Origin of the sequence: Haladaptatus sp. AB643, assembly GCF_024136975.1 — an archaeon.
GTDB lineage: Archaea > Halobacteriota > Halobacteria > Halobacteriales > Haladaptataceae > Haladaptatus.
This window is the reverse complement of sequence record NZ_JAMYJW010000002.1, coordinates 293921-317867: the sequence shown is the minus strand read 5'-3', so window position 1 is coordinate 317867 and position 23947 is coordinate 293921. Positions and strand designations below refer to the sequence as shown.

23 protein-coding genes are annotated in these 23947 nt (G+C 62.1%); 9 read left to right on the top strand and 14 right to left on the bottom strand.

Annotated elements, in window-relative coordinates:
• Positions 1–15: 15 nt before the first annotated feature.
• The 6 genes from NKF25_RS06290 to NKF25_RS06265 form a co-directional block, all read right to left on the bottom strand.
• Positions 16–1050, bottom strand: coding sequence for a branched-chain amino acid ABC transporter permease (locus NKF25_RS06290; protein WP_253225848.1), 1035 nt, complete (start codon positions 1048–1050; stop codon positions 16–18).
• Positions 1051–1052: 2 nt separating this feature from the next.
• Positions 1053–1946 carry a branched-chain amino acid ABC transporter permease gene (locus NKF25_RS06285; RefSeq protein ID WP_253225847.1) on the bottom strand — a complete coding sequence of 298 codons (894 nt, stop codon included), beginning with the start codon at positions 1944–1946 and terminating at the stop codon, positions 1053–1055.
• 254 nt (positions 1947–2200) lie between these two features.
• On the bottom strand, positions 2201–2902 hold the full coding sequence (locus NKF25_RS06280; RefSeq protein WP_253225846.1) for an ABC transporter ATP-binding protein: 702 nt from the start codon (positions 2900–2902) through the stop codon (positions 2201–2203).
• Complete coding sequence (locus tag NKF25_RS06275) at positions 2899–3633, bottom strand: ABC transporter ATP-binding protein (protein ID WP_253225845.1); 735 nt, start codon at positions 3631–3633, stop codon at positions 2899–2901. The genes NKF25_RS06280 and NKF25_RS06275 overlap by 4 nt, the downstream gene beginning before the upstream one ends.
• Before the next feature lie 118 nt (positions 3634–3751).
• Positions 3752–4687, bottom strand: a complete 936-nt coding sequence (locus tag NKF25_RS06270; RefSeq protein ID WP_253234517.1) for a VOC family protein — start codon at positions 4685–4687, stop codon at positions 3752–3754.
• 102 nt (positions 4688–4789) lie between these two features.
• Positions 4790–5572 carry a fumarylacetoacetate hydrolase family protein gene (locus NKF25_RS06265; RefSeq protein WP_253225843.1) on the bottom strand — a complete coding sequence of 261 codons (783 nt, stop codon included), beginning with the start codon at positions 5570–5572 and terminating at the stop codon, positions 4790–4792.
• Between the two features lie 110 nt (positions 5573–5682).
• Here NKF25_RS06265 and NKF25_RS06260 point away from each other — a divergent pair, with 110 nt between their 5' ends.
• Positions 5683–6063 carry a VOC family protein gene (locus NKF25_RS06260; RefSeq protein WP_253225842.1) on the top strand — a complete coding sequence of 127 codons (381 nt, stop codon included), beginning with the start codon at positions 5683–5685 and terminating at the stop codon, positions 6061–6063.
• Between the two features lie 82 nt (positions 6064–6145).
• On the opposite strand, the gene dmpG is transcribed toward NKF25_RS06260, so the two are convergent.
• The 3 genes from dmpG to NKF25_RS06245 all read right to left on the bottom strand — a co-directional run bounded on the left by dmpG (position 6146) and on the right by NKF25_RS06245 (position 9759).
• Positions 6146–7195: a 4-hydroxy-2-oxovalerate aldolase gene (gene dmpG, locus NKF25_RS06255; protein WP_253225841.1), complete on the bottom strand. Its 1050-nt coding sequence runs from the start codon at positions 7193–7195 to the stop codon at positions 6146–6148.
• A complete protein-coding gene (locus tag NKF25_RS06250) occupies positions 7188–8126 on the bottom strand; it encodes an acetaldehyde dehydrogenase (acetylating) (protein ID WP_253225840.1) in 939 nt (312 codons plus the stop codon). Before NKF25_RS06250 ends, dmpG begins: the two co-directional genes overlap by 8 nt.
• A 142-nt stretch (positions 8127–8268) precedes the next feature.
• Positions 8269–9759, bottom strand: coding sequence for an aldehyde dehydrogenase family protein (locus NKF25_RS06245; protein WP_253225839.1), 1491 nt, complete (start codon positions 9757–9759; stop codon positions 8269–8271).
• Between the two features lie 106 nt (positions 9760–9865).
• On the opposite strand from NKF25_RS06245, the gene NKF25_RS06240 reads away from it, so the two are divergent.
• Positions 9866–10651, top strand: coding sequence for a fumarylacetoacetate hydrolase family protein (locus tag NKF25_RS06240; RefSeq protein WP_253225838.1), 786 nt, complete (start codon positions 9866–9868; stop codon positions 10649–10651).
• A gap of 454 nt (positions 10652–11105) precedes the next feature.
• Here NKF25_RS06240 and NKF25_RS06235 read toward each other — a convergent pair whose 3' ends face one another.
• Complete coding sequence (locus tag NKF25_RS06235) at positions 11106–12083, bottom strand: amidohydrolase family protein (protein ID WP_253225837.1); 978 nt, start codon at positions 12081–12083, stop codon at positions 11106–11108.
• Positions 12084–12148: 65 nt separating this feature from the next.
• Positions 12149–12910, bottom strand: coding sequence for an IclR family transcriptional regulator (locus tag NKF25_RS06230; RefSeq protein WP_253225836.1), 762 nt, complete (start codon positions 12908–12910; stop codon positions 12149–12151).
• Between the two features lie 265 nt (positions 12911–13175).
• Between NKF25_RS06230 and NKF25_RS06225 the strand changes: the two genes are divergently transcribed.
• On the top strand, positions 13176–13592 hold the full coding sequence (locus tag NKF25_RS06225; protein WP_253225835.1) for a helix-turn-helix domain-containing protein: 417 nt from the start codon (positions 13176–13178) through the stop codon (positions 13590–13592).
• 218 nt (positions 13593–13810) lie between these two features.
• On the opposite strand, the gene NKF25_RS06220 is transcribed toward NKF25_RS06225, so the two are convergent.
• A complete protein-coding gene (locus tag NKF25_RS06220; RefSeq protein ID WP_253225834.1) occupies positions 13811–14488 on the bottom strand; it encodes an MBL fold metallo-hydrolase in 678 nt (225 codons plus the stop codon).
• Positions 14489–14606: 118 nt separating this feature from the next.
• On the bottom strand, positions 14607–15125 hold the full coding sequence (locus NKF25_RS06215) for a metal-dependent hydrolase (protein ID WP_253225833.1): 519 nt from the start codon (positions 15123–15125) through the stop codon (positions 14607–14609).
• Between the two features lie 254 nt (positions 15126–15379).
• On the opposite strand from NKF25_RS06215, the gene NKF25_RS06210 reads away from it, so the two are divergent.
• From NKF25_RS06210 to NKF25_RS06185, 6 genes are all read left to right on the top strand, one after another.
• Entirely contained in the window at positions 15380–15655 is a 276-nt protein-coding gene (locus NKF25_RS06210) for a hypothetical protein (protein WP_253225832.1), read from the top strand.
• On the top strand, positions 15656–16759 hold the full coding sequence (locus NKF25_RS06205) for a DUF4350 domain-containing protein (RefSeq protein WP_253225831.1): 1104 nt from the start codon (positions 15656–15658) through the stop codon (positions 16757–16759).
• A gap of 130 nt (positions 16760–16889) precedes the next feature.
• The gene (locus tag NKF25_RS06200; protein WP_253225830.1) at positions 16890–17891 is read left to right on the top strand and encodes a Cdc6/Cdc18 family protein; all 1002 of its coding nucleotides are present in this window, start codon (positions 16890–16892) and stop codon (positions 17889–17891) included.
• Positions 17892–18054: 163 nt separating this feature from the next.
• Positions 18055–18339 (top strand): hypothetical protein, encoded by a 285-nt coding sequence (locus tag NKF25_RS06195; protein ID WP_253225829.1) that lies wholly within the window; start codon positions 18055–18057, stop codon positions 18337–18339.
• A gap of 107 nt (positions 18340–18446) precedes the next feature.
• Positions 18447–20285, top strand: coding sequence for an MBL fold metallo-hydrolase (locus NKF25_RS06190; RefSeq protein WP_253225828.1), 1839 nt, complete (start codon positions 18447–18449; stop codon positions 20283–20285).
• A gap of 99 nt (positions 20286–20384) precedes the next feature.
• A complete protein-coding gene (locus NKF25_RS06185; RefSeq protein ID WP_253225827.1) occupies positions 20385–21674 on the top strand; it encodes a glycoside hydrolase family 68 protein in 1290 nt (429 codons plus the stop codon).
• A gap of 1 nt (position 21675) precedes the next feature.
• Here the strand turns inward: NKF25_RS06185 and NKF25_RS06180 are convergent, their stop codons facing one another.
• Positions 21676–23829: a GH32 C-terminal domain-containing protein gene (locus tag NKF25_RS06180; RefSeq protein ID WP_253225826.1), complete on the bottom strand. Its 2154-nt coding sequence runs from the start codon at positions 23827–23829 to the stop codon at positions 21676–21678.
• Between the last annotated feature and the right edge of the window lie 118 nt (positions 23830–23947).

Here is a 23947-nt window from a genome sequence, read left to right as displayed (position 1 = left end):
GACGCCGTTTCCTACTCAATTGTTCACTTCACTTCCCACACGGGAATCCGGGTCAGTGTCCGTAACGGGTTCCGCCTCCGTCCCGACGTCGTCCACGAACTGCTCGTGAACGTAGCCGTACAGTCCCTGGGGAAGGAAGATGACGAAGAGGATGATGAGCACGCCTTCGAGCGTCGTCGCCAACCCACCAGCGACCTGGCTGAACAGTTTGTCGATGAGCATGAAGACGGCCGTGCCAAACAGCGGCCCGTAGACGGTTCCCATCCCGCCGAGGATGACGATCACCAGCGTGTCGATGGTCCACGCCACCCCGAGTGTGGACGATGCATTGAGATACAGCGTGTACTGGCCGTACAGGCCACCCGCGATGCCCGCGAAGAACGACGAGAGCAGGAACGCCCACATCTTGTATCGGAGCGGGTTCACCCCGAGCGTGCTCGCCGCGTCCTCGTCGTCCCGCACCGCTTGCATTCCCAACCCGAGTCGGCCACGCTTCAGATAGTACGTCACGAGGAAGATGACGATCAACGCGAGGACGGCGAGGTAGTAGACGCCGACCTCGCCGAGTTCGTTGTGCACGTAAAACCCCGTTGCCCCGCCGCTGAGCGAGCGCTCGTTGTTGAGCAGTAGTTGAATGATCGCCGCGAGCGCCAGCGTCCCGATGGCGAAGTAGTGCCCGCGCAGTCGGAACATCGCGGGGCCCGTGAGCAGCGCGAGGACCGCCGCCGCCACCCCGCCGACGAGAATGGCGAGCACTGCGGGAACGAGCAACCATTCCGGAAGCCCAGCGGCGCTCGGCGTCGTCAGCCACGCGCTCACGTACGCCCCGATACCGAAGAACGCGGCGTGGCCGAGCGAGATCTGTCCGGCGTACCCCGCGAGCAGGTTCCACGAGATAGCCAGGATCGCGAACACGAGCGCCTGGAGGACGAGGTCCTCCCCGTAATTGGACGCGACGAGCGGGACCAGGAGGAGCGCGACGATACCGACACAGAAGGCCACGATCCACCGGTTACGACCGATCATCGTCGATTTCGAACGGATGCCCATCGTCACTCACCTCCCTCCGCGTTGCCGAACAGGCCGTGCGGCCGCAGGATGAGTACGATGAGGAAGATGGTGAGGCTCACCACGTCACGATAGCTGCCGCCGATGAGCAGTGCGCCGACGTTCTCGGAGACGCCGATGACGGCTCCCCCGGCGAGGGTCCCGAGAATGCTCCCGACACCGCCGAGGACGACGACGGCGAACGCCTTCAACAAGTACGACCAACCGACGTAGGGGTCGAACGGAAAGAGTATCGAGAGGAGCGCACCGGCGGCACCGGCCAGTGCCGCGCCGATTCCCATCGTGATCCTGTGGATGGAATCCGTATCGATACCCATATACTTCGCGGCGGTCGGATTCTGGGCAGTCGCGCGGATCGACCGGCCGGTCTTCGTATATTGCATGAACGCCCACACCGCGACGATGAGCACGACCGCGATGACGAAGGTCACCGCCCGCGAGGAGGACAGCGAGATTCCGGCGAACCCGAAGCTCCCCGAGACGACGTGTAAATCGGTCGTCTGGGCGTCGCTCCCGAACAGGTAGTTGTCGAGGACGAACTGCCACGAGTTCTGCATCACCAGGGCGATGCCGAACAGGAGCAGGATCGGTTGTTCGATACCCTCACCGATGACGTACTGGAGAACTTCTTGCAACACCAGACCCACGACGACGAGGACGACCATCGCAACCAGCATCCCGATGAGGGGTGAAAACCCGAGCATCGTGGCCAGAATGACGGCGACGTAGCCACCGATCATCAGCATGTGTCCGTGTGCGATATTGACGATGTCCATGATGCCGAACACGAGCGTCAGTCCGAGCGCGGCGAGCGCATAGATACCGCCCAGCAGCAGGCCGTTGGCGACCGCGTTGGGGAGGAGCCCTAGCGACGACATCGGTCACCACCGGCCGTCGGCCTCCCTTCGTCCGCCGCTCGGTCGTTCGTTATTCCGTCGTTCGCTATTCGATCGTTCGTTATTCGGTCGTTCGTTACCTGATCGACGCCTGTCAATTCTGCCGCTTCGTGTTCAGCTGTATGTTTCATTGTTGCCTCTCGCCTCGGTCGTGGTCGTTTCCGTTTCGAACGGTCGATGAACTTCGGAACCGTGGTGCACTCGTTCGTGAGTCGTTCTGCGGATAGCATCGTGAATCATCCGAGGTACGACGCCTCGACGCGTTCGTCGGTAGCGAGTTCGTCCGCGTCACCGGACAGTTCGATTCGACCGCTCTTGAGGACGTATCCACGGTCGGCCACCCGGAACGCGTTGTGGAGGTCCTGCTCGACGAGGAGCACCGTCACACCCTGCTCGGTGATCTGCTCGATGGCGTCGAAGACGTCCTCGACGAGGACGGGTGCGAGGCCGAGACTGGCCTCGTCCAGGAGGAGGAGGTCCGGGTCGCTCATGAGGCCGCGTCCGATGGCCAACATCTGTTGCTCTCCGCCGCTGAGCGTCCCGGCGGTCTGCTCGCGCCGCTCTTCGAGACGGGGGAAGATGTCGTACACCCATTCTTTGCGCTCCTCGGCGGCGTCGGGATTCGTGTGTGCCCCAAGGACGACGTTCTCCTCGACGCTACTCTCCACGAATATCTCACGTCCTTCCGGAACGTGAGCGATACCGCGGGGAACGACCGCGTCGGGAGAGCAGTGACCGATCTCCTCGCCTTTATAAATGACTGAGCCGGATGTCGGCGTCAGACCCCCGCAGATCGTCTTGAGGACCGTCGTCTTTCCGGCACCGTTCGCCCCGAGGAGCGCGACGGTTTCCCCCTCGTCGACGGACAGTGAGACGTCCCAGATGACCTGCACGTCGCCGTACGACACGTCGATGTGTTCCAACGAGAGGAGACTCATACCGTCTCCTCCCGTGTGCTCGCCCCCTCCCCGAGATACGCCTCGATGACCTCGGGGTCGTTCTGAATCTCCGTTGGCGTTCCACGGGCGATCAGTTCGCCGTTGTTCAACACCATTACCCGGTCGCTCACCGACATCAGTGCGCGCATGACGTGATCGATGAGGAACACTGTCGTCCCTCGGTCGCAGATTCCCTCGATGAGTTCGATGATGGCCTCGGTTTCCTCGTAGTCGAGTCCGCCGGCGACTTCGTCGAACAGGACGAGGTCGGGGTCCGTCGCGAGCACGCGAGCGATTTCGAGCCGTTTCAACGCACCCACGCTGAGTTCGCTCGGCGGTCTGTCCTTCGAACCGTCGAGGCCGACGAACGAGAGCGTCTCGTGGGCGCGTTCGTAGGGGTCCGCGACGCCGCCACCGAATTCGGCTCCGACGGCGACGTTTTCGAGGAGCGTGAGTCCCTCGAACGGCCGAACGATCTGGTGGGTCTTGGCGAGACCACGGTTACACAACCGATACGGCGCCCACCCGGTGACGTCCTCGCCTTCGAAGTGCACGGTCCCTTCAGTCGGCTCGTACGCCCCCGAGAGCATGTTGAACAGCGTCGATTTCCCGGCACCGTTCGGCCCGATGAGTCCGACCGTCTCGCCGCGTTCGACTTCGAACGACACGTCGCTGACGGCGACGAGTCCACCGAACCGTTTCGTCAGTTTGCTACCCGTTAACAGTGGCATCCGTAGGTGGTGTTCGAAATGATTATAATTAAAATTACTGGTTCATACGATCCGATTCGTGGATAGTCTTGAGACGACGAAGTTCGTATTCGAATCGCATGCCCGGTCCCCTCGACGGTTAGACGAACGGGACACCATCGAGTTCGTACTGCGTACCGAACCACTGGTGGTCCGATTCGGAGCCGATATCCTTCCAAACGACCGTCTCCCAGTCCGGCTCGAAGTTGAGGTATCCCGGCCCGGCGAACAGTTCGATTCGAATTCCGCTGGCGGGGTCCTTGACGTACAGATAGTCCGCGTTCGTGATCGCGTGTTTTCCGGGGCCACCGTCGATCTCGATGTTGTGTTCCGACATAATGTCGGCGGCGTGCCAGAGGTCGTGGAGACTATCGAGGTGATAGGAGAAGTGGTGGAACTCCCGTTTGTCCTCGGTCAACTCGTGGACGGCGATGTCGTGCGGTAACGCCGTCACCGCGCACCACCACCCCCATCTCGTCCCGTCCTCCGACTCGAATACTTCGTTCAAGCCGAAGCCGAACTCCTCCTGGAGGAACGCGGCAGTTTCCGCTCCCCTGATCCCTTGCACGTGAACGTGGTCGATGCGTTGGGGATAAACGCGGTTGGCGCATTCGGGGCTGTATCGTCGCATCGGGATCTTCGACCGGACGTTCTCGGGGGCCTTCGGTTTCTCGACGTCGTAATAGATCTCGAAGGGATAGCCGTTGGGCGTCTCGAACCGAATCGCCTCGCCGATACCGGCCTCGTGACCGGCTTCGTGCCGCGTCACGTCCAGACCGAGGTGTTCCATCCGAGTGGCGTACTGGTCCACCGATTCCGGGTCCGCCGCCCGCCACCCGATGTGATCTACCCTTCCCTCGGGCCCTTCCGTGAGGCTCATCGTGTGATGTTCGATGTCCTGCAAGGCACAGAGATACGCGGTGTCTCCCTCCCGTTCGACGACTTTCAGTCCCATCAGGTCTCGGAAGAACCACAGGGATTCTTCCAAATCTGGTGTTACGAACGCTATGTGTCCAAGCTTGGCTAAACCGGGCATCACCGATACTTTGTATACTTTCGTTATATATTTTTCCCAAATAGGGTTCGGTGGGGGATGGAGCTCGGCTTGCGAACCGCCGGTGGATCGACTGCCGAGCGATCACTCGCCGATCCGTGCCGAAATACTACCGAGCGATGCGAATTCAGCCGTGAGAACGTCGCCGGGTTTGACGTCCACGGCGGGGGTCAGGGAGCCGCTGAGGATGAGTTCCCCCGCCTCGATACGCTCGTCGAGTTCGTCGAGCGTGTTCGCGAGCCACGCGACCGAACGCGCGGGATGGTCCAGCACGGCGGCCCCGACGCCGTGTTCCGCCACCGTTCCGTTCTTGTGGAGTTTGACGCCCTCCAACGACAGGTCGAGGCCGTCGGTAACCGTCGTCCGTTCGCCCGTGAGGTAGCACGCCGAGGATGCGTTATCGGCGATGGTGTCCTCGATTCGGATGTCCCAGTCACGAACGCGACTGTCTATCACCTCGATGATGGGGAGAACCGACGCCGTCGCGTGTAACACGTCGATATAGGTCACTGGCGGTTCGAGTGAGTCGCTCATCAGAAACCCGACCTCCGGCTCGACGCGTGGGGCGATGAGTTCCGCCGCCGGGACGACCCGTCCGTCGACGAACATCGTATCGAGCAACCGCCCGAAGTCGGGTTCGTCGACGTCGAGTTGGTTCTGGATTCCTTCGCTGGTCAATCCGATTTTGTGCCCCGTCACCTCGGCACCGTCGTCGAGTCGGTGGTCGATGAGCCGCGTCTGAACGTCGTACGCGTCGGATATGGTGAGTTCGTGGTTCGCGGTGAGTCGGTCGATCGGCGAGGCAGTCTGCAGTGCGGTGTAAAGCGAGTCGGCGAGTTCGTCGCGCATCTCTGCTGGAACAGCCATGCATGAAGTGGAAGCGGCGAGGGACAAATAAGTTCGTGTCCCCCGCGACTTCGATCAACCGACCGGCCCGTCCCCCCGAAATTTATATGCCGTTCCGGAGATGCTCCACCATGGACGTGCTTCACAGCGCAGTGTGGGTATCGGACATGGAAACGACGCTCGCGTTCTACGTGGACGAACTCGGTCTGGAGAAGACACGGGAGTTCGTTAGCGGCGACGGTGCACGAAACGTCTTCGTCGCCGGCGAGAGCGACACCGAAATCCAGTTCAAATACGATCCGGACAGGGAAGAACCGCTCCCGGCACCGACCGTGTACGACCACGTCGCGATCGGCGTGGACGATACCGACGCGGAGGTCGAACGCCTCGTTGAGGAGACCGACTGTCGCCTTCGTCGTGGCCCGTTGACGTCGGATGGTGCCAATGCCAGAGTCGCGTTCATCGAGGATCCCAACGGCTACGGTATCGAACTGGTCGAGGAGTTCGACTGAAACGGTCTCGAACGGCGATCCTTTCTCTCGAACGTCCGGCATACCTTCTCGACTGTCCTATCTCCGTGCGAGTAGCGTCGTCTCAGTCGTCCGATTCGGCTTCGGCATCGGTTTCTGACCCCCCGCCGTTGCCCATCCGCGCCGCCACGTCGGTGATGAGGTCCTCCTGTCCGCCGACGACTCCCATCTCGCCGAGTTCGACCAGCACGTCGCGCGGGTCCAGATCGTAGCGGTCGCTCGCACGACGCGTGTGGCGAAGGAACGAGGAGTAGACGCCAGCGTAGCCGAGGATGAGCGTGTCGTTGTCGATCTCCGGCATCGTGTCGTCCGAGAGCATCGGCACCAGAACGTCCTCCGCGGCGTCCATCACCCCGTAGAGATCGGGGTTGATGTCGTAGCCTGCCTTCCGGAGCACCCCGACCAACACCTCGATTTGGGCGTTCCCCGCACCGGCACCGAGTCCACGGAGACAGCCATCGACGGTCGTAACCCCTTCTTCGAGGGCCGCCAACGTGTTACCGATGCCGAGACCCAAGTTGTCGTGGGCGTGGAACCCAACGTCGATGGACAACTCGTCGGTCAGGAGCCCCACCCGATCACGAACGTCGCTCGGAAGCAACGCCCCCGCGGAATCCATGACGTAGACGGTGTCGGCCCCGTACTCCTCCATCAGCCGTGCCTGCTCCAACACGGTTTCCGGCGGAGCCATGTGCGAGAGCATCAACAGTCCGTCCGCCTCCATCCCTTGGTCTTTGACCAACTCGAAATGCTGCGCGGAAATGTCCGCTTCGGTGACGTGGGTCGCGATTCGACAGATGTCGGCCCCTTTCGACGCCGCGACTTCGATGTGTTCCCGGGTCCCGATACCGGGAAGGAGGAGTACCGAGAGTTCGGAGTCGGTCAACTCCGGGACGACCGCATCGAGGTACGTCTCGGTCGACGCCGAGGCGAAACCGTAGTTGATGGACGACCCGCCCATCCCGTCGCCGTGCGACATTTCGACGACGTCCATGTTTGCGTCGTTCAGGGCACGGGCGACGTCGGCCATCCCTTCGGGCGAGAACTGGTGATCGACGGCGTGCATCCCGTCACGGAGCGTCATATCGACCAGACGGACGTCCGAATCAGTCATCGCTCGCACCTCCGACGACCGTGGCGGTCGGATGCGTCGCGAGTCGCTCGGCGGCACCGAGCGCCGCGCTCGTCATGATGTCCAGGTTACCCGCGTAGGGCGGGAGGTACTGTCCCTCTCCCTCGACTTCGATCATGGTCGTGAGGACGACCGTGTCCCCGAGGTCGAACGCCACGCCGTCCTGTTCCACCAACTCGGGTTCGAGCGTCACTTCGTAGCCCGGGACGTACGACCGAATCTCGGCTTCCATCTCCGCGACGGAGTCACGGACTGCGTCGAGGTCGGCCGTGTCCGGAACCTGCGTGTAGATGGTGTTTCGCATCAGTATCGGCGGTTCGGCGGGATTCAGGACGATGATGGCCTTGCCGTCGTCCGCGCCGCCGACTTGTTCGATTCCCGCGGACGTGGATTGAGTGAACTCGTCGATGTTCTGCCTCGTCCCCGGCCCGGCACTCTTCGATGCGATGGTCGAAATCATCTCCGCGTATTCGACGTTCACCGTCCGGTCGACCGCGTGGACGATGGGGATGGTTGCCTGGCCGCCACAGGTCACCATGTTGATGTTGCGTGTCTCCCCCGCAACGTCGTCGAAGTTGACGACCGGGACCGTATACGGGCCGACGGCGGCCGGGGTGAGATCGATCGCGAACAGGTCGAGGTCGTCGTACACGGGTGCGTTCTCGGCGTGGACCTTCGCGCTGGTCGCCTCGAAGACGACGTCGAACTCGTCGGCGTACTCCTTCACGCTCTCGATACCGTTCGTCCCGACGTCGACATCCTCCTCGACGGCCGCTTGAAGCCCATCCGACTCCTCGACGGGGAAGATACCGATCATCCGCTGCAGGTCGATGTTCTCGCTACGGTCGAGTATCTTGTACATCAGGTCGGTGCCGATGTTACCCGGCCCGACGATAGCTGCGTCTAATGCCATGCGACTCTTACTTGTACAACGATAGTATAAAAGAATTCGTCTGGGATAATCATGTCTTATAGCGGGTCCACGCCGTCCAGCGACTACCCCCACCGTCGGCAAAAGCAGTCTCCGAGGCCACGAAAAAAGCGATACGGGGCGCTTAGAACGGATATCCGCGCGGTTCGCGCTGAACGGAGGTCCAGCGGACTTCGGTGAACTCGTCGATGATCCAATCGCCGTTGTAGTTGCCGATGCCGGAGGATTTCGTGCCACCGAACGGGGTGTGTGGCTCGACGTTGACGGTCTGGTCGTTGATGTGCATCATTCCGGCCTCGATTTGGTCGGCCACGTCACGGGCACGCCCGCGGTCGGCCGAGTGGACGGACGCGCTCAGGCCGTAGTCGGTATCGTTGGCGAGTTCGATGGCCTCCTCCTCGGTCTCGAACGGGATGATGGGGGCGACCGGACCGAAGTGTTCGTTGCACGCCGCTGGCATGCTGTTTTCGACGCCGGTCAACACCGTCGGTTCCACGAAGAGGCCGTCGGCGTTCCCGCCGGTTTCGAGCGTGGCACCTGCCTCGACGGTCTGCTCGATGTACTCCAGTATCCCATCGCGCTGTGATTCGTTGATGATCGGTCCGATGATGACGTCATCGTCGTCGGTCGGGTCGCCGATTTTCAGTTCGGACGCACGCTCCGCGAGCCGCGATGCGTACTCGTCGTAGACGTCCTCGTGGACGAGGTGGCGGTTGATGGAGATACACACCTGTCCCTGGTGCCAGAAGCTTCCGAAGACACCGGCGTCGACCGCTTGGTCGAGGTCGGCGTCCTCCAAAACGACCTGTGGGTTGTTGCCACCGAGTTCCAGCGCCGGGAAGGCGAAGTGTTCCACGGCGTTCTTTCCGACGAGTTTCCCCGCTTCGGTCGAACCGGTGAACGCCACGACGTCGCTTGCCGGATGCGAAGCCGTCCGATCACCCGCCGTCTTTCCGTCGCCCGGAACGACGTTCAGGACGCCGTCGGGCAGTCCGGCCATCTCGAACAAGCGGGCGATAAGGAGACCACCCGCGATGGGCGTGTCCTCCGCTGGCTTCAGGACGACGCTGTTCCCGAGTGCAATCGCCGGTGCGACGGCGCGGATGGAGAGTTTCAGCGGTACGTTCCACGGCGAGATGACGCCGACGACGCCCGCGGGCTTGCGTTGGATGATGTTCTCCTTGCCCGGAATCTTCGACTGGTTGTGTCGCCCGGACATCCTGAACGCGAACGACGCGGCGTCGTGGACGAACGTCACCGTACCGCCGTATTCGATGTCCTGTTTCGGACGGGCGCTTCCGCCTTCGACGGCGAGTATCTCCCGAATCCCGTCCTCGTACTCCTCGATCAGTTCCGCGACGCGACGGACGACGGCCGCGCGCTTGTCCGGCGTCGTCTTCGCCCACTCCGATTGTGCCCGCGTCGCCGCCTCGTACGCGGCATCGACGTCTTCGGTGGCGGCTGACGGCACCGAACCGATCGTTTCGCCGGTCGATGGGTTCAACACGTCGATTCGGTCTCGGTCCTCGGCCCGGTTCCACTCCCCATCGACGTACATCGCGTCCCAGTCGGCGTCGATGGAAATCTCCGGTTCTGATTCGACTACTTCTGCCATGTGTATCTCCCAGTATGGACACCTGATATAAAGTGATGTCGCCCGGAACGGTTTCACCGCAACTCGGAGGAGTATAATTATATATCCGGTTCGATGTGGTACTCACATGGCTCTCAGCCAAGACGAGATCGATACTCTCGCAACGAAGCTGTACGACGCGTACTCGACGAAAGAACCCATTCCGCCGCTGACGGACGAGGCGGAGTTTTCGACGGCGGACGCGTATCGAATCCAGTTCGAGGTGTTCGACCGTCTGACGGAAGCGGACCGCGAGAACGCCGTCGGCCACAAACTCGGCCTCGTCAGCGAGGCGAAACAGGACCAACTCGGCATTCCCGAACCTATCTTCGGCTACGTCGCCCCGGAGACGGTGCTGGAAGGGGAACCCGTTCCGACGGACGAGATGATCGCGCCGCGTATCGAGGCCGAAATCGGCTTCATCATCGACGAAGACCTCACCGCACCGGTCTCGACCACCGACGTTCTCACGTCTACACGGGCCGTCGTCCCCGTCCTCGAAATCCTCGAAAGCCGGTATCAGGGGTGGTCGATCCCCTCGGCACAGGACGTTATCGCCGACCTGACCTCCGCCGGAAAGGTCGTCGTCGGGGAGTCGTTCAAGGACGTCACGGACGTGGATCTGCGGATGGAGAGCATCGTCATCTCGGTCAACGGCGAAACCCAAGCGTCGGGCGTCGGTGCCGACATCATGGGTCATCCCGCCCGTGCCGTCGCGTGGCTCGCCAACCGGCTCGACGACCTGGACGACGGACTCAGGGCTGGAGAACTCGTGATGAGCGGCGGAATCACCGCCGCTATCGACATCGAACCGGGAGACGTATACTCCATCGAGTTTGCGAACCTCGGCTCGGTCGAACTGCGAGCGGAATAACGCCCGTCGGATCCGTTTCGAAGGTTTCGAACCGTTCGAAGAGACGTTTTCAATACGAAAATACTCTTCCTCCGTTCCCGGCATCTTCCCGACGATTTACCATCCGTGAGAGGAGTAACGTGGGCGAAAACGACGGATCGCGGGTCTTCGTACCGGTTTCCACCGCTCCGGTATCGCGAGTTCATTTCGCTGGCTATCAGGTCTGTTTTCGATATGAAAATGGATAATTCCCGATTGCGGTTCGTTTTACTCATCGAATCTCCGTAAGTCACCAATAAGAACGACACCCGTTACGGTCATACCTCTGTAATGGGGGTCTGCGTCCACGGATCGGTTCGAGCTACCTGTGATCCCTGCTACCGCGATGTCCGTCCGGGAGGCCCCTTTCACGGAAGGTTCGTCGGACTCTGAGGGTGAATGCGAAATTACGTTTTCAAGCTGAAAATAGGTCCGCTCAGTCGAGGAGTGTACGGAGGTTTCCGGCGAAGATGTCGGTTTTTACGTCCGACTCGACGTCCATCGACTCGACTGCGTCCCTCGTCACTTCGACCGTCCGTCGTCCTCGTTCCGGGCTGAACGGGTAGTCCGTTCCGAAGAGCAGGTTACTCGACCCGAAGAAGTCGTCGGCACATTCCAGTGCGGAAACCGACCCGGACACCGCCGTATCGGCGTAGAACTGCTCGAAGTACTCCTCCGCGGGTTTCGAGAGGTCGGCGGCGTGTTCGTGGAACCCGGGGTAGTTCTCCGGGTACGCCTGTCGCTGTTCGTAGAACATCGCGATTCGTTCCCCGAAGTACGGAACCATCCCTCCGCCGTGATGGGAGACGAGTTCGAGGTCGGGATACGCCTCCATGACGCCGCCGAACACCAACCGCGAGAGCGCCAGCGTTGTGTCGAACGGCCACCCGAACAGGCGGTGTTCCATGTACTCCGACGCCCAGTCGTACCACTCCCAGAGTTGCGGATGCATCCAGAGCGGCGTTTTGGTCGCCTCGGCGCGCTCGAACAGGGGCCAAAACTCGTCGTCGTCGAGCGGCCGTCCATCGACGTTCGAAAAGATCTGAACGCCGGCCATGTCGAGGTCGTCGATGCACCGATCGAACTCCGCAAGGAACTCCTCGCTCGCCGTCGGTATCGTCCCGACGGGGACGAACGAATCGGGATGTTCGTCCGCGAGTCGTCGAATCTCGTCGTTCGCGAGGCGGGTAATCTCTAGCGCCAAGTCGTGTTCCATCCCCTGAAACAGCGTCGGCAGCGCCAACGTGATCACTTGCTTGTCGATACCGTAGTCGTCCATGTCGGCTTTCCGCTGTTCGATGTCCCAGAGAAACTCGGGACGGCCGGAGAGGCCTTGGAACCCGTATCGGTCGGTCAACTCGTCGAAGAACGACTCGGTGAGGACGTGCGTGTACGCGTCGATGATTTCCGGCATCGTGTGTTCGTTTCCCCCCACTTGGGCACGGGAGATAATTCTTTGCCCCCGCGAATCAGGTCGAATCAGCTGTACTTGATGTCCAGCGCCAGTTGATTGGCCGTACTCTCGACCTGCGCGATGATCTCGTTGTCGAACCCGGTGTTTCCCAATCGTTTCGTCGGCGCGGAGATACTGACCGCGCCGAGAACGTCGCCGTCGAGACGAACGGGTGCGCCGATGCAGGTGAGTCCCTCCGTCCGCTCCTCGTGGTCGGTCGCATAGCCACGCTCTCGGATCACTTCGAGTTCCTCGAAGAGGGCCTCCCGGTCCGTTATCGTGTGGTCGGTCGCTTTCGGGAGCCCCCACTTGTCGAGTATTTCCTCGACGCGTTCGCGCGGGAGATAGGCGAGGATCGCCTTTCCGATGCCGATGTTGTGGAGTCGAATCCGATAGCCGACGTACGTATCGAGATTGACCGCGTAATCCCCCCTCGATTGGAACAGATAGACGCCTCGTCCGCCTTCTTCGGTCATCAGGTTCGCCAACATACCGGTATCCGCCGCCAACTGGTTTACCTTCGACCGACCTAGCTGATACAGCGGAAACTGGTTTCGCCGGTGCCCGCCGATCGAGAGGAACTTCAGCGTGAGCCGATACTCTTCCCCCACCTTTTCGACGTATCCGTGTTCCCGGAGCGTGCTCAAGTGATTGTGTATTCCACTCTTGCTCATGTCGACCTCCGCTTCGAGTTCTCCGAGGCTAGCCTGATCGACGGCATCGAGATGATCGACGAGACCGAGCGTCTTCTCGGTCGTCCGCACCGGGTGATTGGCTTGCTTTTCCATGGTACTAGTATGTATTCCCATGGTATATATTTTCATATTGAAAACGAACTCGTTCGATTGACCGACTCGGATCGTTCCGGAACTCCCCGCCCCGTTTCTTCGACGATCGTCACCGGTCTCCACCGTCACTCTGTTACATCGATATCATTGTAATGACTGTCTCGGGTGATCGATACGGTGCGATCATGATGTCGCAGCGATTCTCCCCGATATCCAGATCAACTATCCCAAAACTATTTACCCACTCTCTCTGTTGTACAGGACGATGGCACAACTGGAGGACGTCTCGACGGCCGCGCTTCGGGAGGCACTGCAGGACGCGGACGACGCCACCACCACGAAACGGATCATGGTCGCGATCGCGTACAAACAGGGCGTCTCACAGACGGAGTTGGCCGACTGGTACGGCCTCTCCCGCAAGACCATTTATAACTGGCTGCAACGATTCGAGGAGGAATCCATCCGGAACGCGGCCAGCGACAAGCCTCGTTCCGGTCGGCCGCCGAAGCTCGGGGGGGGAAGAACGGGACGAACTCCTTCGGTTGCTACGGAACTCCCCCAAAGCGGCCGGTTACGACGCAGAGGAGTGGAACATCCCGCTCGTCCAGCGTCTCGTGGCGGAGCAGTTCGACGTCGCGTATTCGCGCACCAGTGCGTATCGAATCCTGTCCTCTGTGAGTAATTAATTTTCGAACTCACATCGTAGTGAACTCTTCACCGGAGTCGGGAAGGTATTCGATGATACCCCGATGAGCACCGACCTCGCTGATCGTCGTTTGAAACGCATCGACGACGGTCACGATGTCGCGGTTGAGTTCGTGCCGAGTTCATGTCCGGCTAGTAGTGGAAACGGTGGGGTCCGATCACGGTCTAGCTGGAGGGGAACGTCCGTCGAAGCGGTTACCGATCCGCAAGCAGCGCCTCGATCCGCTCCGTTCCGTCCTCGACGTAGCCACCGTGAAAGCAGACCGCGTGGTCGATGCCGTGGGTCGCAATCGTTTCGACGCTCCCCCACGCCGTTTCCATCTCGGGGGTTGCGCCTTCGCGTGGGCCGACGAGTTCGCCTTCGGGCGCGTTGAGCGCGTCTGCCGTGATCAACAACTCCTCTTCGGGGAAGTAACAGGAGACGTGCCCCGGCGTGTGTCCGGGCGTGTGGATGATCTCCATCGGCCCGGCGTCGGTCGTGAACGTCTCGTCACCGGTAAGACGGACATCGATCGTCGTCGGATCGATCGCCATGGGGCGTTCCTCGCTCGATTTCAGCAGTTCCTTTTCGCCCTCGATGTACGGCGCGTCCGCTTCGTGTGCGAACACGACGGCGTCGGTTCGTTCGACGACCGCCGCGAGACAGCCAGCGTGGTCGATATCCTGATGCGTGAGGACGACCGCCCACGTGTCGTCGAGGTCCAGCCCTTCGTCATCGAGCGCACCGGTGAGGTCATCGATACCGTCGGGCATCCCGACGTCGAGAAGGAGGAGGCCACGCGGCGTCTCGACGGCCGTCGGGGTGAGCGTCATCTCTCGGTCGCCGAGCGAGACATCTATCGGAAGATCGTACACTCCGTTTGGAAGCGCCATACCCGTGATTGTCCAGCAACCTGCTTGAACCCCATCGCTTCCGGCCAGCGCTTCCCCTTTCCCGTCTCACGTTCGTCACCGTTCTCCGAAATGGTCCTGCGTCATTCCCGACCACAGGTCACGCAGTTCGGCAATTCCCGGAGAGCCATCGGCGATCCAGACGCCGAGCGCGATCCCGGCGAGCGCGAACTGAAGGAGGACGAACGGGGTCAGGCCGAAGTTCGCGAAATGAGCGGAAAAGCTCTTTGACGTCTCGTACGACGGGGGGGGAAAGGACGGGCCACAGCAGGAAGCTCACGTCCGCGAGTCTCCCTTGCAGAAGCGGATGCACGGAATCCATCGCGAGGTGACTCAGGTAGCCGATGGCGAACGCACCCAGCGGAATCCGCCTTTCGGATCGACGAGCGCCGATCCACAGCAGTCCGAGGAGCAGTGTGGCTGTCAACAAGGAGTGCGTTAACGTTCGTCCGGTCGGAAGTACGGCAAACGTCCACGCGAGCGGTTTGTCGACCAAATCCGGAAACTGCGTGCCGAACGCGACTGCGACCGTTCCGACTGCGGACGGTGAACGGTCATCGGCTCGGCACCAGAACGAATACAGGAGATAGCCGACGGCGAGGTGTCCCCATGGCCACATGCTTTCCCCTTTTTCGACGACCGTGTTAGGAACTTCGGCTTCCAACCGAACGTTCGGTGTGGTGCGACCGAGGGAGCGATATCGATGGCCAACGATAACCGCTGATGACGTCAATTGAGGATGCAGACCACCGATAATCGCCGGTGGCGTTAACTGGCGACGCCCACCGACGATCGTATAAATTACACTATTTATCGAAGATGAACTATGTTCGACCGATACTTTGGTAAGCCAGCTTCCTGTGTTATTAGTAGATGTCAACTCGACGCCGCCAACGGTTCGTTCACGGGCAGGTCGCGTGGATGCTCGTCTCCCTCCTCGGGTTGGCGGTGCTGCACGCCCTCTCGTTGGAGTTGTTTTTCGTTCTCTCGCTCGTCGGACTGCTCGTCATCATCGAACTCACGGCACCGTTCAACGTAACGCCGACGTGGCGACGACGGCTGAAGTGGTTCATCCTCGTCGGACTCGTCGTCTTCGTCGTCATCCTCGCCCGTCATGTCTTGGCGGTCCTTCCGTCGGGGGTATTCTAAGTGAAACGACCGTCCGATTACCCGATGCCGACGCGCGTCCTCGGCGCGTTCGCCCTCGTGGTCGTCGTCGGTCTGCTCGTCACAGCTTCCACGTCGAGCGCCTCGTTCGGCGCGTACAATCACGCGTGGGACGGCACGAGCGACCTCCGCGGCGTCGCATCGGAGACGAGTGGGACCTCGCAAATCGCCCACGATACCGCCGCCTATTCGCGTGTGACTCCCAACGGCACCGTCGGAATCATCCTCTCGCCGGACGAGAACTACTCGGCTACCGACCGCGCTCGCCTTCGACGATTCGTGCGGCAGGGCGGAACGCTGCTCGTCGCGGGTGATTACGGGGGACGGACGAATCGGCTGCTCTCGGCGCTGGGGACCGACGCCCGCCTCGACGGCCGCCCGGTCCGCGACGACCAGCGACAGTACCGTTCCCCCGCGTTACCGGTTGCGGACAACGTGTCGAACCGCTCGCCCGTGGCGAACATCTCGGCGCTCACGCTCAATCACGGTACCGTCGTTACCCCAGGAAACGCGACGGTGCTCGTCAGCACGTCCGAGTACGCCTATCTCGACACGAACGGCAACCGGAAACTGGACGACGACGAGACGATTTCCTCGATGCCCGTCGCAACCGTCGAACGGGTCGGCGAGGGGCGCGTGTTCGTCGTCAGCGACTCCAGCATCATGATCAACACGATGCTCGGCCGGTCGGACAACCGGGCGTTCGTCCGTGCTATCCTCGACGGGAACCGGACTGTCCTGCTCGATTACTCACACACGGCCCGGCTCCCGCCGCTCGCGCTCGCCGTCTTGACGCTTCGGGAATCCGCGCTGTGGCAACTGTTCGTCGGGTGCGGGTGTCTCTCCTTCGTTCTCCTCTGGGCGCAGCGACCGGAGAGTGCGACTCGCCGATGGAACTCGCTCGTCGCTCGAATTTCCACGTCCGACGCCCGAACGACGACGATGTCGCCGAATCGGTCGATCGATGCAACCCCATCGTTGTCCGAATCGGCGATGGTCGACTACCTACGGGAGCAACACCCGGACTGGGAGACCGAACGTATCGAGCGTATCGTCGCGGCGTATCGTGAGGAACGGTCCGATTGATGGTCGATACTGCTGACGCAGGTGATGTCCCGGACGCCGCTGATGCGGCCAATAGTCCCGACGACGTTTTCGGAAGAATCGGAAACCGCCCACTTCCGTTTATTATGACGGCCGGAATACACACTCTCATATGATTCACGATGCTCGCGTCCTGCAACCACAGTTCGTTCCCGAAGAGGTCGAGCATCGAAACGAGGAAATCAACACGTTATCGAACACGCTCAAACCCATCATGGACGGGCAGAACGGCGAAACCTCGCTCCTGTTGGGCCCGTCGGGCGCGGGAAAGACCTGTATCGCCAAGTTCACCACCGACCGGTTGCGCGAGAACGTCCTCGACATCAACCGACAGTACGTCAACTGTTGGCAGGACTACACGCGGTTTCAGGTGCTCTATCGGATCCTCGAAGGCATCGGCCGAACCGTCAACATCCACCGTCGCTCGACGCCGAAGGACGAACTCCTCGACCGCCTCCAGCGGTACGACGGGCCGCAGTTCGTCGTCATCCTGGACGAAGTCGACCAACTCGAAGACAAAAGCGTTCTCTACGATCTGTATCGAATGCCGACGATTTCGATGGTACTCATCACGAATCACGAGGACGAACTGTTTTCACACCTCGACGGTCGCTTGGCGAGTCGGCTTCGGACGTGCGTTCGGGTTCCGTTCGAGAAGTACCACCTCGACGAACTCGTCTCGATCCTCCGTGCCCGCGCCCAGTGGGGACTTTCGGAAGACGCAATCGGAAACCGCCAACTCGAACTGATCGCCGACGCGGCGGCGGGCGACGCACGGATCGCGATCGGGATCCTCAGGAATGCGGCACGTCGCGCCGAGCAGGGCGACGCCGACCACATCACGTGCGATATCGTCCGGGAAGCGATACCGGACGGACGCCACGAAGTCCGGCAGAAAACCATCGACCAACTCAACTCCCATCAACGCGCCCTCTACGACATTTTGGACGAAACCGGCGAACTCGCGCCGGGCGACCTGTACGATGCGTACCGGGAGCGCGTCGAGAACCCGAAGACGAACCGAACGGTTCGAAATCACCTCTCGAAGATGGAACATTATCGGCTCGTCGTCGCCGAGGGAAAGAACCGAGCGCGGACCTATCGACTGCGCTGATATCGAGTTTCGGAAGCGTCGGAAACGACCCGGTCTTGCCTATGGTTCCGGCGGGGGATAGAGTAATTGTGATGACAGCACAGCACGCATCGACGGTTTCGCCCCTCGAAAATGGAATCGACACCACGCGCTACGAGGTGGCTCACGGAATCGAGGTGCGCCCATGAGTCGAACGACCACGACGTACCGAGACCTGCTCCGCGCGATGGAAAGCCGCTGGACGGCGTATCGACGCGGTCTCCGGCGCGACGACCAGTTGGTGTTCGACCGACTTTTCGAGTTCGCACGCGCACACGCCGACGCGAGCGGGCGCCAGCACTCCCACCAACATCCCCAACCCGTGGAGATTCCCGCACTGTTCTCCATGCTCCTCGAACAGCAACGACAGATCGAGGACCTCGAAGACCGACTCGACCACCTGGAGCGTGATCTGAACGACGTGGAATGACCGCGCATCCCATGGACGGGTTTATGATCGCGGCATTCCGTTTTTTTTACTGCTTGGTGCCGAGCGTCGTTTACTTCGAACGACGCTCGGCGTACGAGCGCGAAACAATGACCGAATTTGACACTGACACGCCGTGGCTTCCGGCCGACGCGGGACCGGAGTTCGACCCGCTCGAACACTTCGACGCTCTTCCGGACGGGAACACCCCGCTGGTCGTCACGCCGCGCGGCGGCGCACGCGAAGTCGGACGGAGTTGCTACCAAGTCGATACGGAACACGCGACGTACCTCGTCGATTGTGGTTTGCGCCAAGGGTCCGGCGAGACGTTTCCCGACTTCCGGGGCCTGTCGCTCGAAGGGGTGGACGCCGTGTTCCTCACGCACGCGCACATCGACCACTGCGGTGGGCTCCCCGTCCTCGAAGCGAACGGGCTGTTGGACGACGACGCGCCGATTCTGGCCACGCCGCCGACCATCGCCCTCGCAAAGCTCCTCCTCGAAGATTCGCTCCATATCCACAGGCGTGAGACACAGCGTTCCGGTACCGAACAGCGGTTCGACCGGCAACACGTCGATGCGGTCTTCGAACGCTTCGAACCGGTGGACTACGGCGGCGGCCGCGTCGAGCCGTTCGCCCCGACACCCGACGAGGAACCGCTGGTCTTCCAGTACGGGAACGCGGGCCATCTCCTCGGTTCGGCGTGGCTCATGCTCCAGACGGGCGGCTACCGAGTCGTCTTCTCGGGGGATATCGGCGGGCGTGCGACTCATCTGCCGGACGTCCAGTCACCGCCCGGCGCGGACGTTCTCCTGACGGAGTCCACGTACGGCAGCCAGCACAGTCACACGTCGATGCACGACGCGCGGTCGGGGCTGTTCGCCGCCGTCGCGCAGGCCGTCGAAAACCGCCAACCCGTTCTCATCCCGACGTTCGCGGTCGGCCGGGCACAACTCCTCCAACTGCTGTTCAAGGAGCGGTTTACGTCACATCCGGGCGACATCGGCTCACGGGTACAACTCGTCGTGGACGGGATGGCCCAGGACGCGACCGAGATCTATCACGAGTACGTACTGGACGACACGTACATGGACGAGTCCATCGTCAACCGCGCGAAAAACAGCGGGCAGGACCGCCCCTTCCTCCCGGACGGTGCCGGGTTTCCGCGGAACGACGAGGAGCGACGGGAACTGCTCACCGATACGGACCCGCTGTCGGGTGGGACCGTCCCCGTCGTCATCGCGCCTTCCGGGATGCTGACCGGCGGGCATTCCCCGCGGTATCTCGTCGAGTTCGCGGCCCGGTTCGAGGACGCGAAGGTGTTCCTCACCGGCTATCAGTCGAAGGGGACGACCGGGCGGACGCTCCAGAACTACCTCGACGCAGGCGAGGACGAAGTGACGATCACGACGGACGCGACGCCGTTCGGGACGGACTGGCCGAGTTCCGATTCCGTGGCGTGGACGCGCGTCGAGACCGACGACGGGTTCGAGCGGACCACCCGAGCGACCGTTCCGACGGAATGGATCGAAACGGTGGACGGCCTCAGCGCCCATGCCGCACAATCCGGCTTGTTGAAGTTCGCCCGGGCCGTCGAACCGTCGACGGTGGCCATGGTTCACGGTCCCGACTACGCACAGGATCACCTCGCCCGTCACTTCGGAAAGAACCTCGATAGCGCGAAGCAGGTGACCAGATCACGGCTCCTTACCCCGATTCCGGTCTCTCGCGATATCGAACTCGACACGCCGACGTTGACGCCCGAACAGTTCGAACGCGGTCCCGACCGCCTCCGAAATCAAGTGAAGACGCTCCACACGGAGGTCGCGTCGCTGAACGAGGAACTCGCCGCGCTTCGACACGACGAAGGGACGTGGAGTGAGTCGGCCCTTCGTCGTCTCGTTCGGGAGGAGATACGGGAGGCCATCGATACGGACGGGGACACGTAACCTCCGTCCCACGTCTGCGGTAAAGACCCTCCCGAACGGACTTCCGATCCGAAAGAGGAGGGAAGCTTTAGTCGGTGAAGTAAGAAGGAGAGGATATCCATGTCCCGTCCGGACGAGTACAGGCGGTCAAAGTGGACGCGTGACCACGCGTCCCGACTTCGTCGTACGCCCGACACCGTGGCACCGATCATCTACCCGCCCGAACGGGCTATCTCCGAGGAGTACCACCTCTGGGACACGTGGTTTCTCCGCGAGCGCGACGGCTCGATCGCCGAGGTGGACGGCTATCGAGTGGCGTTCTCGCTCTCCGCTTCGTCGTCGCTCCTTCCCGGAAAACGGCACGACGAAGCGCGCATCCGGTACTTCTACTCGACGGACGGGCGCGAGTGGACTTACGGCGGACCGATTTTCCCCGAGGGGGAGGCGTTCGGCTCCCGACAGTGGGCGGGGTCGGCCCTGCTGGACGATGACGGCACCGTGTACGCCTACTACACCGCCGCTGGTCACCGTGACGAACCCGAACTCACGTACGAACAACGGATCTGCGTCGGAGCGGGTGGCACCGTTTCGACGGACGAACACGGACTGGCCATCGACGGCCCGTGGGAGCAGTCGGTTCTCTTCGAACCGGACGGGGTACGGTACCAGACACAGGAACAGTCGAATCGCCAGAACGGTCCCATCTACACGTTTCGCGATCCCTGGTTCTTCGAGGACCCCGCGACGGGAGAGTCGTATCTCCTCTTCGAGGGCAACACCCCGATAGACGACCCCGACCCGGAACGGACGTACAACGGCTGTATCGGCATCGCACGCTCGGAAACGGGCGACCCGACCGACTGGCAACCGCTCGATCCGATCCTCGACGCCGAACGCGTGAATCAGGAACTCGAACGGCCACACATCGTCGTCCGGAACGGGCGCTACTACCTCTTCACCCCGAGCCATCTCCACACGTTCGCGCCCGGGCTGAGCGGCTTCGACGCGCTCTACGGCTTCGTCGCCGACTCCGTCTTCGGACCGTACGAACCCCTCAACGAGACCGGTCTCGTCGTGGCGAACCCCGAGAACGCCCCGTTTCAGGCGTACTCGTGGTTGGCTTTCTCCCACGGCGACGAAATCCTCGTCACGTCCTTTTTCAACTACTTCGACCTTAACGGCCTCTCGCTCGACGACGTGGCGCTCCTCCCCGAACCCGAGCAGTTCCGCCGATTCGGCGGGACGTACGCGCCGACGCTCCGATTGCAGGTCGGGGGCGACCGAACCCGAATCTGGGGCGAACTCGACTACGGGCAAATCCCTCTCGAACGCGAGTCGCTGACCCCTCCCGATCACATTCGCTATCGCGGGTCGGGAGGCGACGGTGAGGACGAGGACGGCAACTACTGATTCAGTCGTCGCCCACCTCGACGGTCGACCCGACACCCGCCGACGAGGTGGCGGAAGCGTCGAGTTCCCACGCGTCGAGGGTCACGATGCGGGCATCCCCGCCCGCGGCGTAGAGCGAAACGCCGTCGGCGTCCGCGCGAGTCGGATAGATCCGTCCCGTGAGACAGCGCCGTTCGTTCGCGAACACTTCGATGACTGACCCGTCGATGAACACCCTGAGGTCGACCCTTCCCTCCCCGTCGAGCGGCATCCGTATCGGGTCGTCGGCCGTCTCCGGGTGGAGGCTCGACGTGGAGCGTTCGAGGATGAGTTCGTCCCGGCGGACGTGCAACGGCGTCCGCTCCTCGCCGTCCACGGTTTCCCGGAGAACGATGCCCACCTCGTCGGCGGTACCGAGGTCCAGTGAGACAGCGAGTTCGAGCGCCTTGCCGCGTGTTTGGAGCACCTCACGGTGGCCGTCGGAGAGTCCCCGGGATTCGAACCCGTGATGGCCGCCACGAAGCGATTCGACCTCGGCGGCGGGTCGTTGGCGCAGTTCGCCGTCCTCGATGTCGAGGACTCGCGGGAGCGAAAGCGCTCCGGACCACCCCGCGTCCCACTGTGCGCGCTCGCTCCGGGCTTCCTTCAGCCATCCGAACGTGAGCAGCCGTCCCGAACCGTCCCGTAGCGTTTGTGGGGCATAAAAGTCGCCGTAATCGAGTATCCCGGACGTTTCGCGTTCGAAGCGCGCATCGCGCACGGTCCCGAGGAAGTAGCGCACGTGCTCGTAGTTCGAGACGTGGAGCAGGCGCTTCTCGCCGAAGTCGAGGAGTTCGGGGCACTCCCACATGTGGCCTTCCGCTTCCGACTCGGCCGTGTACAGTGGCCCGAGATACGTCCAGTCGAGGAGGTCGTCCGAGCGGTAGAGGAGTGCCGTCCCACCCACACCCGCGATACCAGAGCCGATGAGCTGATACCACGAGCCGTTTTCGCGCCAAACGGAGTGGTCGCGGAACTCGGCGTCCCAGTGGTCGGTCGAGAGGATATCGAGTTCGACCGGTGGCTCGGCCACGACCGGGTTCTCGGGGTCCTTTTTCCACACGTCGAGCGTTTCATCGACCGCCGTCGCGAGACACGGGAGTTGGCGTCCGTCGCGCCCGCCCGTGTAGAGCATGTGAACCGTCCCGTCGTCGTCGATTGCACATCCCGACCAGCAACCGTCGCGGTCGGGACCGTCGGGGTTGGGCGTGAGCGCGACGGGACGGTCCTCCCAGTGGACGAGGTCCTCGCTCGTCGCGTGCCCCCAGTGAATCGTGTCGTGGTAGGGTCCGCCCGGATTATACTGATAGAACGCGTGATACGTGCCGTTCCACTCGATGAGGCCGTTCGGGTCGTTCAACCAATTCGCGGGTGGTGTGAGGTGGTAGCTCGGACGGTCGTAGTCGTCACGAAAGTCGGTCCGCATCGCGGCGAGGTCCGCGGCGGCCTTCGGCCGCCCGACGAGACCGTCGTCGGCATTTTCCCCGAGAAAACGAAGACATCCTGCGAGGAAGGTTTCGCGGCCGCCGTCCGCGCCGTGAGCGTCGAATTCGACGTTCGCACCGACGCCGAGAACCGTCCCCGTTCCTGGTTTCCATTCGACGACGGACACCTCGTCCGGGCGGTCGATGTCCCCTCGGACGGTCCCCGCGAGGACGTCCGCGCGTTCCGGGAGGACCTTGTCGTATCGCGCAAACGACTGCGTGTCGCCACCGCCACGGGTGTGGAACCGAACGTCGTCGAAGGCGGCGACCGCCGGATGGTCGGCGTACTGGGTCTTCCACAGCGGACCGACGGGCGTCTCGACCGGTTCCGTTCCCACGGCGTCCGGTGCTACCGGGTCGACCCCGAGCGCTTCGACCGCGGTCAACGCCTGGCCGGTCAACAGCAGGGTGCCCCCGCGCTCGAAATAGGCGGCAAACACGTCGGCCGCCTCGGCGATAGTTTGCGGGTTCACCGGTGTATCACGGTGCCACCAGAGGACGTCGTATTCCTCGAAATCACCGTCGTGGCGGTCCGTAACCGGGACACGCTCGACGGCACCCAGTTCGGTCGTCGCCCAATCGAGCGCCGACTGTTGCTCGAAAGAGAGGTCGTCACAGTGCAGGAACCCGATGGTCGGAGACGACGGTACCATTGACAGTACATATCGGCGCACGTCATATAATGGATACGGCTCGTTCGATGATACGAAATGACGATTCGACGCCGCCAAGCAGGCCGCAGCAACATTGACAACGAATGACATCATCTAG